The following is a 9,275-nucleotide window of genomic DNA, read 5'->3' on the forward strand; positions in this document are numbered from 1 at the left end:
GCGAACTGCGTTACCTCTGGCGGGCGGTCGATCACGAAGGCGAAGTGCTGGAGTCATTTGTCACCAAACAGAGAGATCGCAAGGCTGCATTGCGGTTTATGCACAAAGCGATGAAACGATACGTTCGACCGGAAGTGGTCGTGGCGGACAGGCTTCGGTCCACAACCATGTTAACCAGGAACGTCATCTTCGCAGCCGCCAAATCCTCAAACTCAATCGCTCGCTCGCCGCTCCCAAATGGCGTCAAAATGCCGCTTGAAACTACAGGGGGATCGATTTTGTGGCACGCTCACGTTCCTCTGACGGTGCCGTCTGTTAGTCTTCACATAAAGGAAGTATGCTTCTTCGGCTGAGGGTCTCTTCGGCGCCCGCGCTAACATGGGCACGCCAACAGATTCATTAAGAGCTGGAGCCAACACATGCATTCGTTCGGAGATCTCGGCCCCAACGAGCCGTTGATAGGCGTTGAGGGTTCGCGAGCGGCACTGTCCACGCCGGCGCTGGTGCTCGATCTTGATCGGTTGGAGCGGAACATTGCTCACTTGGCGGCACGCACGCGTGAGAGCGGCCATGGGCTGAGGCCGGTGGCCAAGATCCACAAATCGATCGAGATCGCGAAACGCCAAGTCGCTGCCGGAGCGCTTGGCGTCTGTTGTGCGACGCTAGCGGAAGCCGAGGTGATGGCCAATGGCGGGGTGCCGGGCGTGCTCCTTTTCTCGTCAGTCGTCAGTGAGCCCAAAATTGCTCGGCTTGCGACGCTCAACACCCACGCCAAGGGCCTTCTGGTCGCGGTCGATAACGCTGCGAACGTGGACCAACTGGCGCAGGCAGCTCGCAGCACCGGCGCTCCGCTGCAAATGCTCATCGATTTCGAGGTTGGCGGCCGGCGCACCGGGATCGTGAATGAGGACGCGGCGATTGCGCTCGCCAAGCATATCACCGAGATCGAGGGCGCCGAATTCGCCGGGCTGCAGGGCTATCATGGCGGTCTGCAGAACACGCCGGACTATGACGAGCGCGCCCGGCTCCAAGCCGCGTGCGTCGCACCGCTTGCGCGGCTCGTGGAGCGCCTCTCCGCCAATGATTTGACGCCAGCGATTGTGACGGGCGGTGGGTCGGGCACCTACGAGATTGACCCCCCGCAGGGTGTGCTCACGGAAAACCAAGCCGGCACTTACATATTCATGGACGTCAATTACATCGACACCGCGTTCGAGCGCGAAATGCCGCATCCCTTTGAAGTTGCGCTCTTTGTGCGCACCACTGTGATTAGCGCCAGCAATCCGGGGTATGTCGTCACCGATGCCGGGCTCAAGGAATTCGCGAGAGAGGAGCTCGCGCCGCGCATCTTGTCGGGTCCTGCGGCGGGAGCACTATACGAGCTCATCGGCGATGATCTCGGGCGGGTCACGACGAAGCCAGGTAGCCCGCGCCCAGGCGTCGGCGAGGTGCTCGAATGCGTGACACCGCATTGCTACGCGACGCTCAATCTTTACAACGCCTATCATTGTGTGCGCGGCGACACGCTTGTAGATATCTGGCCGATCGACGCCCGCGCTCAGTGGTAGGCCTTATGAGTGTGTGGTCTGCCGACGGTGACGGGAGTTCTGCTGGAATCATTAAGGCCGTGCGTCAAGCAAGCGCCAAATTATAGCGTTGAGAAATAGCTCGATGTTTGTGGTCTCCTTTATGGCTAATCGCCCCTGAACGCCAGAGTCGCCTCCATCAACTGGACTTCGTCGGAGCAAATTCGGGATAACGGCAAAGCGCCACAGCGAACGAATAACTATTTACCGGACGTGGCGTCATACAACAGAACAGCCGCGTCCGGCTGTGTGCTATATTTTCGAAAATTCGCCGGCAGACGATAGGAGATAAACAAATTGGCATCACGCTTTTCCGTGTGCATCGACATTGGCGGTACGTTTACTGACTGCGTGGTCGCGAGTGAACGCGGCCTCGATATCTATAAGGCGGCATCGACCCCCCCGGCGTTCGAGAGCGGATTCATGGATTCGCTTCAGCTCGCGGCAGAAGAAGCGGAGCTAGATCTCAGTGCGTTTCTTAAGGCGACCAGCACAATCGTTCACGGCACTACAGTTTCGACGAATGCGCTTATCGAAGGCCGGACCGCACGGGTCGGCCTGATCTGTAACGAAGGCCATCCGGACGTTCTGACTCTGCGTGAAGCGCCGCGCAAGCGGGCGTTCGATTGGAAACTCGACTATCCCAAGCCATTTGTGCCGCGCAACCGCACCTGCGAGGTGCGCGGCCGAATCGATGCGCGCGGCAACGAGCTGATTCCGCTGCACGAGGCCGATGTCCGCGATGCGGTAGAGTATCTACAATCCTGTCCGGTCGATGCCGTAGCGGTGAGTTTGCTATGGTCTATCATCGCACCGGCACATGAGCGGCGCGTGCGGGAAATTATCCATGAACTCTGGCCGGATATTGCGGTCACGCTGAGCCACGAACTAAACCCAATACCGCGTGAATATCGGCGTACCATCTCCGCTGCGATCGATGCATCCTTAACCGGTGTCATGCCGGCCTATCTTGAGCGGATTGAAGGAGCTGTAAGGGATGCCGGATTCACCGGCTCTCTGCTGGTTGCGAATTGCATCGGCGGTATGATGACTGTTGAAGAAATAGCCCGGCAACCGATTTACAGCGTCATGAGCGGGCCGACGCTGGCACCGGTTGCGGCTCAAACACTTTGTGACGAACCCGACATGGTCGTCATCGACATGGGCGGGACCACATTCGATGTATCCGCGATCCGCTCAGGCCGCCTTATCGTCACGACCGAAGCGATGATCAATGATGACTTGCTGGGATTACCGAAGATTGATGTGCGCTCCGTTGGTGCCGGCGGTGGCAGTATCGCCTGGGTCGATTCCGGCGGACTGCTGTGCGTCGGACCAAAAAGCGCCGGCGCTGTTCCCGGTCCGGCCTGCTATGGCCATGGTGGCGATCAGCCGACTGTGACCGACGCCAATTTAGTTCTCGGGATACTCGATCCGGATTACTTTCTCGGCGGGCGCGTGACCCTCGACCCGGACGCCGCGCGCGCCGCCATAGTGCCGATCGCCGAGCACATTGGCCTCTCAGTCGAGGAGGCGGCCTACGCGATCCACGTCACCAGCAATGAGAACATGATTGCCGCTATTGAGGATATTACGGTCAATGAAGGTCTTGATCCGCGCGACAGCTATTTTGTCGCAGGCGGCGGTGCGACTGGCTGCCATATCGGTGAGATGGCCCGCGCGTTGGGAATTGCCCGCTTCATGGTGCCGCGGTTTGCCGCCGGGCTCAGCGCGTATGGCGGACTCGTTTCAGACATTCGTGGCGAGGCCTCCGCAACGCATCCGACGAGTAGCGAAAATTTTCAACTGGATGCCGTGAATGAAACGCTGCGCCGGCTGCGCGTGCAGGGCGATGAATTTTTGCAGCGCGCGGATGTGCCGCCCTCTCAACGCCGCTTCGCCTACGCGTTTCAAGCACGCTACAAATATCAATCGTGGGAGATCGACGTGCCGTTTGACGACGCACAGCTTCGCGAAAGCGATATCTCGGTGCTGGCTGACGCCTTTCATCGGATGCACGAGAGAATCTACACGATCAAGAATGAAGCGGATGAGGTCGAATTTACCACCTGGACCGTCCGCGCCGTTGGGCTCCGTGACGCCGTGAGTGTGGGCGACGTTCGGGATCGGACGCGACGCCCACCACCGCTCCCAACCCGGCAGGTCTATATCGGTGCCGAGCGGGCGTTTCAGGCACTTCCGGTTTTTAACGCCGATGCTCTTGGCGAGGGCGAATCGATCGACGGGCCGGCGATACTCGATAGTCGAACCACGACAGTGCTGATACACACCGGGCAGCGGGCAACCATCGACGGCCAGGGAAATTGCTGCGTGGAACCGACAGAATCGCCGATACAATCGGGGCCCGGCGCATGACAGTAAAAAATGAGAACGCCGATTTCGATCCGATCCTGTTGGCGGTGCTTTCTCGCCGGCTTGAAGCCATCATTCGCGAAATGAGCAACACCGTCATGCGCGCCAGCCGCTCGGCGGTCATTACCAACGCCAGAGATATGTCGTGCGGAATTCTGACCTACGATCACCGGTTAATCTGCGTTGAAGAAGCGATGCCGATCCACGTCAGTGCGCTCGACCTGACGACACGGCCAATCACCGAGCTATTCGACGACGTCAAGGAGGGCGACGCATTCTTCAACAACAGCCCGTATCTCGGTGTCACGCATCATGCCGATATGACGCTTTGCGTCCCTGTTTTTGCTGGTAGCGAGCCACTTTTCTGGGTCTTGGCACGCTCGCATCACGCCGATGTGGGCGCGCCCGAGCCCACAACCTATCTGCCTTATGCCGCGACCGTCTATCAGGAGGGCGTGCATTTCCCTTGCGTCCGCATCCAGGAAGACTTCCGCGACAAGGATGACATCGTCCGCATCGGCCTCCACAAGATTCGCTCGCCGCATATCTGGTACGGCGATTACCGCGCGCAAGTGGGCGCCTGCCGCATCGGCGAACGGCGTCTCCATGAATTGGTGACGCGCTACGGCATTGCCACGATCCGTGAGTTCATCGAGGCGTGGATGAATTATGGCGAGCGCCGTGCGACAGCGGCAATCCGTGAACTGCCGGCCGGCACCTGGCGCCATACCAGTACGCATGACCCGATACCCGGCGTTGCGGATGCGGGAATCCCCATCACCGCCGAAGTATCGGTCGATCCCGATGCCGGGCGCATCTCAGTGGACCTGCGCGACAATCCGGATTGTGTGCCCGGCGGCGTGAATCTGTCCGAAGCCTGTGCGCGCGGATCATGTCTGATCGGCGTCTTTTATAATCTCGATGCGACGATCCCGCATAATGCCGGCAGCGCAAACCGGATCGACGTCCATCTACGCGACGGCTGCGTCGTCGGGCGCCCGACTTTTCCTGCCGGCACCTCGGTCGCGACGACCAATGTCAACGATCGCCTCATCAACGCCGTTCAATGCTGCTTTGCTAAGATGGGCGAGCCGCATGGGCTTGCCGAGGGCGGCGGCGACTTCAGCTCCGGCATGGGCGTTGTCTCTGGCGTCGACGACCGCGACGGCGCATCGATTCCCTACGTCAATCAGTTTTGCGTCGGCCTTTCGGGTGGGCCGGGAACCCACGACCACGACGGTTGGCTCACGTATGAAGCGCCCAACGGCGGCGGCGTTCTGGTGTTGGATTCCATCGAGATCGATGAAGCGCAGTATCCCATCTTGATGGAATCCCGTCGTGTGGCGACGGATTCGATGGGAGCGGGACGCTGGAACGGAGCACCGGCGACGGAAGGCGCCTACCGGTCACTCAGCGGTGATTGTGCCGTGTTCTATTGCAGCGATGGTGATACCAACCCGGCGCAGGGCGTTTTCGGCGGCCATGCCGGCGCGCCATCGGGCAATTGGCGGCGCTCGGCAAACGGCGACGACGAGCCGCTCCCTTCCTTCCACGAAGCACGGCACACGTCGGATGAATCGATGGTCTACCGCAGCGCCGCCGGTGGCGGCTACGGCGAACCGGAGGCCCGCGATCCGCAGAGCGTTGCCGAAGACGTGAACCGCAAATGGTTGAGCGCGGAGCGCGCCAGGTCGGTCTACAAGGTGGCGCTGCTAAAGGCCGCCAATGGCATCGATTTTACCGTCGATGAAGCCGAGACCCGCCGGCTGCGCGATGGCTAGACGAGGCGTCGAAAGGGGCGCGGTATTAGCTCACCGCGACTACGTGCGCGCGCGGCCATGATGGCGTAGGCCCTGAGATCGCTTTGGCGCCACGTCCGATACGTTTCAGCGCTCAGCGATTTGATCGTATTGCCTTAGAAGCATTGCCTTAGAAATTCAGAGCTTTGCCCGCCGCAAGTTCGTCCATCGTGCTGCGCGCGGCGACGTCGACCATGTCGCCTTCGCCCCTGCCGCGTGCATTCATCAGGTGCTGCACGACAACATGTGACCCTTTGCAGAGCGGATGCGTTTCACCATCCCTTCGATGTTGTAATAGCCACAGGGTGTGATTTGACCGTTCTTGGCGCAAAGTACCGCGTCGGCCGTGAGGAAGCCCAAATCATTGTGCGGGCTCCTCATGTTGTAATGTTTTCTCCATTAATCGATGATAATTTGCGCCTCTTTGGGTGAATAGAATACCTCGCCATTTAGCATTTCGTCCCCCACGCGGGCCATTGTTCCGATGTATCAAAATCGGGTCATGCACTCACATTCAAACCGGACCACTCAAATCGGGCTGATCGAGATTGCAGGCTCATACTTTCGATCAATACGCGATCATGATACCGTCGCGGTTGCTCGTGAGAAATCATCTGAGGCGACGTGGTAGCCTTATCGTGGTTGGGTCATACGTAGGACAGCGCTTTGGTTGGAACGACATATAGAGGTAACCAGAAATGACAGAGCCCGTTCTGGCGCTCGTTCACACGATTCCCGCCAACATCGAAACTTTTGATGCGCTTATTGGCGAATTGGCGCCGGATATTCCGATCCGCCACGTAATGCACGAAGACCTGCTGAAGGAGGCGCTCGCCGCCGGCGAGGTTACTGCCGACATCAGGCGGCGCACCGCCGAAGCCATCATCAAAGAAGCGGAGAACGGGGCCGCCGTGGTGCTGTGCACCTGCTCGACGGTGGGACCCGGCGCCGACGACGCGGCTGAGTTGACGGCAACGAAGGTGATGCGCGTCGACCGCCCTATGGCCGAGGCGGCGGTTCGCGGGGGCACGCGGATCGGCGTTGCAGCGACACTTTCAACCACTCTGGGGCCGACGCTGGACCTTCTTAGCGAAGCCGCCGCGCGCGCGGGCAAGGAGATAGATTTAAGACCTGTCGTTTTTGAAGAGGCGCGCGCCAAGCTCATGGAAGGTGACACGGAAGGCTATTTGACCATTATCGCGGAGGGCTTGCGCCGCGCCGCGACGGACAGCGATGTGATCGTCCTGGCACAGGCTTCAATGGCACCCGCGCTCGCGCGGTGCCAGGACATTGAGGTGCCGATTTTGACTAGCCCGCGCTCCGGCTTGGAGGCGGCCGTTCAAGCATATAAATCGATATGCCCGAGCTAGCGCGGTTCAGACGGGCCTCTATGCCGATTCGATACAATCGACTGTGCACATGCGATTTACGCGGCGGCGCATTTCCTGCGCTGCATCAAGTGATATCGATTTGAACCTGTAAATATCGTTGGGCCGCGACTGGGCGAGCTTCCAAAACACCGCTGAGGGCACGGTGTAGGGATTGATGAAACCGCCCGTACTTGGTGCGTCGCACACCAAGATGATCGGCGTCTGGCCGCACAGATTGACTGCCCCTACCGGGTAACCATGATCCAATATGTTCGACGGGTGTTCGCCGTGCTCCGAATTCTTGTTGTAAGCCCGTTCGGCAAACGTCCACTCCGGACCAGCCAAACGAAAGCCGGTTCTGTTGCTGCGCGCTTGCAACGTCCAATCGCTCGATAGAAAACGCGTGTGCCCTGCGGCGTCGATCCAATCGTCGTTGGGCCCTGGGACGACTTCGATCTCCCAGCTCCGCTCACCTGTCAGCGGCGGGCGATATTTGTGCGCAACTGTCCATCCAGGCTTGCTGTCGCCCATTGCCACCGGCACCATCTGTCCTTTCTTCAGCGCGTGACCCGCCATGCCGCCGATCCCCGCCTGATGGAATGTGGCGCGTGACCCCAAGACCGGGGGCGTATCGATACCACCCGCGATCGCCAAATATGTCCGCGCGCCAATGCGGGCGAAGCTCAGGCTCAGGACCTGGCCGGCGCGCACGGTAAAACTCTGCCACATCGGCACCGGCTCGCCGTCGAGCAGGGGAGCCATATCCGCGCCAGTCACGGCAATCACCGCATCGCGCTGAAATCGCAGCGTCGGGCCGGTGAATTGGCATTCGAGGCCCGCTGCCCCGGGCGCGTTGCCGACCAGGAGATTGGCAAGCTGAAACGACCAAAAATCCATTGGTCCAGAAAACGGGAAGCCCTGCTCCCAATATCCGATACGGCCCGGCATATCCTGCACACTGGTTTCCAGACCTGGCTTGATTACTTCGAGCATGAACGCGCCTAAAATCGCACCGACTCGTCGATGGTCGCGAGCCAGTTGTGATAATTGCGGATGGAGAAGCGCTGATATTCGGCGACGTTGTGGAGATAGGTGCCTGCTTCGACCTTGCGATCGACATAGTCATATTCTTCCCGGGTCGCCGGGATGAAGCGGACGCGATCGCCGGGGCGGAACAGCGCCAGGCTTTTCTTGAACGCCGGTAAAATTTGGTTCGGGTCCCAAATCGGAACAGGCGTGCGCGCAATCATCTGATAACCGCCGGGCGTCCTATCCGGATAGATTGAACAAAGCGCGCCGCCCACGCCGATGGTACCCTTATGCGTCCAAGTACGCGGCGGATTATATTTGGGCGCGGTCAGGCGGCAGCGCGGATCAAGCGGCATGAGCGAGACCAACCCGGGATAGAAACCGAGTGCCGCCACCCAATAGTCCGTTCCGGAATGCACCTGAGCGAGTTGATCGAGGCCAGACAGTCCATTGATGCGGACCAGGACTTCGGGATCCCACTCTTTTTCGGCGATCTTTGTGCAATAGTCGTCATAGCAGCCGCGGGTCCATTCGTCGAAATAGTGAATGGGAAGATAAAACATGCGGCTGTCGAGTTCGAGATCCCCAAGCGAGCCGACAGAGTGAAACAACGCCGCCATCTCTTTGACGACATCGGCGTAGCTAATCTGTTCGAAATCGTAACTGATCATGATTGACGTGAGTTCAGGGACGATCTCGATGATGCCGGTTGTCTTACTCTCTCTGATCAAGCCGGAGACACTGTGGACGAGAAAATTGAGATCGAAGCTCATCTCGTCTCCAAGTTCCATTTCGATGAACCGATCCCCGCCGGGGTTAAACACCGGTTCGCTAAAAATCATTTGACCATCTCCGTTGGGTCGCGAGAAACGCGTGCGGTTTGCGAGCACCACAATGCCGCATCCAGCATTGTCACGTTAACCGCTCTGACTTCAATTGCCGGTACCGTCAGAGAAATATGGGCGTGCCAGAATTTTCGAGCCACCTGTAGTTTCAAGCATCGAGTTGGCGCCATTCGGCAAGGTCGAGCGAGCGGTTAAGTTTGGAGCTTTGGCGGCTGCGAAGATGACGTTCCTGGTTAACATGGTTGTGGACCGAAGCCTGTCCGCCACGACCAC

At 59.2% G+C, this 9,275-nt stretch carries 8 protein-coding genes and 1 pseudogene; 5 read left to right on the forward strand and 4 right to left on the reverse strand.

The window, feature by feature from the left end; translation table 11 throughout:
• The 4 genes and pseudogenes from O3A94_16640 to O3A94_16655 all read left to right on the forward strand — a co-directional run bounded on the left by O3A94_16640 (position 1) and on the right by O3A94_16655 (position 5,740).
• Positions 1-259: pseudogene (locus tag O3A94_16640) on the forward strand (DDE-type integrase/transposase/recombinase).
• A 160-nt stretch (positions 260-419) separates the two neighbouring features.
• Positions 420-1,568, forward strand: coding sequence for a DSD1 family PLP-dependent enzyme (locus O3A94_16645; GenBank protein ID MDA1357880.1), 1,149 nt, complete (start codon positions 420-422; stop codon positions 1,566-1,568).
• A 315-nt stretch (positions 1,569-1,883) separates the two neighbouring features.
• Positions 1,884-3,962: a hydantoinase/oxoprolinase family protein gene (locus O3A94_16650; GenBank protein MDA1357881.1), complete on the forward strand. Its 2,079-nt coding sequence runs from the start codon at positions 1,884-1,886 to the stop codon at positions 3,960-3,962.
• Positions 3,959-5,740: a hydantoinase B/oxoprolinase family protein gene (locus tag O3A94_16655; protein ID MDA1357882.1), complete on the forward strand. Its 1,782-nt coding sequence runs from the start codon at positions 3,959-3,961 to the stop codon at positions 5,738-5,740. Before O3A94_16650 ends, O3A94_16655 begins: the two co-directional genes overlap by 4 nt.
• A gap of 243 nt (positions 5,741-5,983) precedes the next feature.
• Here the strand turns inward: O3A94_16655 and O3A94_16660 are convergent, their stop codons facing one another.
• On the reverse strand, positions 5,984-6,139 hold the full coding sequence (locus O3A94_16660) for a hypothetical protein (GenBank protein ID MDA1357883.1): 156 nt from the start codon (positions 6,137-6,139) through the stop codon (positions 5,984-5,986).
• A gap of 317 nt (positions 6,140-6,456) precedes the next feature.
• Between O3A94_16660 and O3A94_16665 the strand changes: the two genes are divergently transcribed.
• A complete protein-coding gene (locus O3A94_16665; GenBank protein MDA1357884.1) occupies positions 6,457-7,128 on the forward strand; it encodes an aspartate/glutamate racemase family protein in 672 nt (223 codons plus the stop codon).
• 18 nt (positions 7,129-7,146) lie between these two features.
• Here O3A94_16665 and O3A94_16670 read toward each other — a convergent pair whose 3' ends face one another.
• From O3A94_16670 to O3A94_16680, 3 genes are all read right to left on the reverse strand, one after another.
• Positions 7,147-8,121, reverse strand: a complete 975-nt coding sequence (locus O3A94_16670; GenBank protein ID MDA1357885.1) for a biotin-dependent carboxyltransferase family protein — start codon at positions 8,119-8,121, stop codon at positions 7,147-7,149.
• Positions 8,122-8,129: 8 nt separating this feature from the next.
• Entirely contained in the window at positions 8,130-8,999 is an 870-nt protein-coding gene (locus tag O3A94_16675; protein MDA1357886.1) for a carboxyltransferase domain-containing protein, read from the reverse strand.
• A gap of 151 nt (positions 9,000-9,150) precedes the next feature.
• Positions 9,151-9,275, reverse strand: a 125-nt coding sequence (locus O3A94_16680; protein ID MDA1357887.1) for an IS6 family transposase, incomplete at its 5' end; no start/stop codon positions are given.

This window comes from Pseudomonadota bacterium (assembly GCA_027624955.1).
GTDB lineage: Bacteria > Pseudomonadota > Alphaproteobacteria > UBA828 > UBA828 > PTKB01.

What these genes read in the sequence shown, in the direction of transcription:
- O3A94_16670 (MDA1357885.1), bottom strand. Translation starts at nt 8,121, where the DNA reads ATGCTCGAAGTAATCAAGCCAGGTCTGGAAACCAGTGTGCAGGATATG.
- O3A94_16645 (MDA1357880.1), top strand. Translation starts at nt 420, where the DNA reads ATGCATTCGTTCGGAGATCTCGGCCCCAACGAGCCGTTGATAGGCGTT.
- O3A94_16675 (MDA1357886.1), bottom strand. Translation starts at nt 8,999, where the DNA reads ATGATTTTTAGCGAACCGGTGTTTAACCCCGGCGGGGATCGGTTCATC.
- O3A94_16660 (MDA1357883.1), bottom strand. Translation starts at nt 6,139, where the DNA reads ATGAGGAGCCCGCACAATGATTTGGGCTTCCTCACGGCCGACGCGGTA.
- O3A94_16655 (MDA1357882.1), top strand. Translation starts at nt 3,959, where the DNA reads ATGACAGTAAAAAATGAGAACGCCGATTTCGATCCGATCCTGTTGGCG.
- O3A94_16665 (MDA1357884.1), top strand. Translation starts at nt 6,457, where the DNA reads ATGACAGAGCCCGTTCTGGCGCTCGTTCACACGATTCCCGCCAACATC.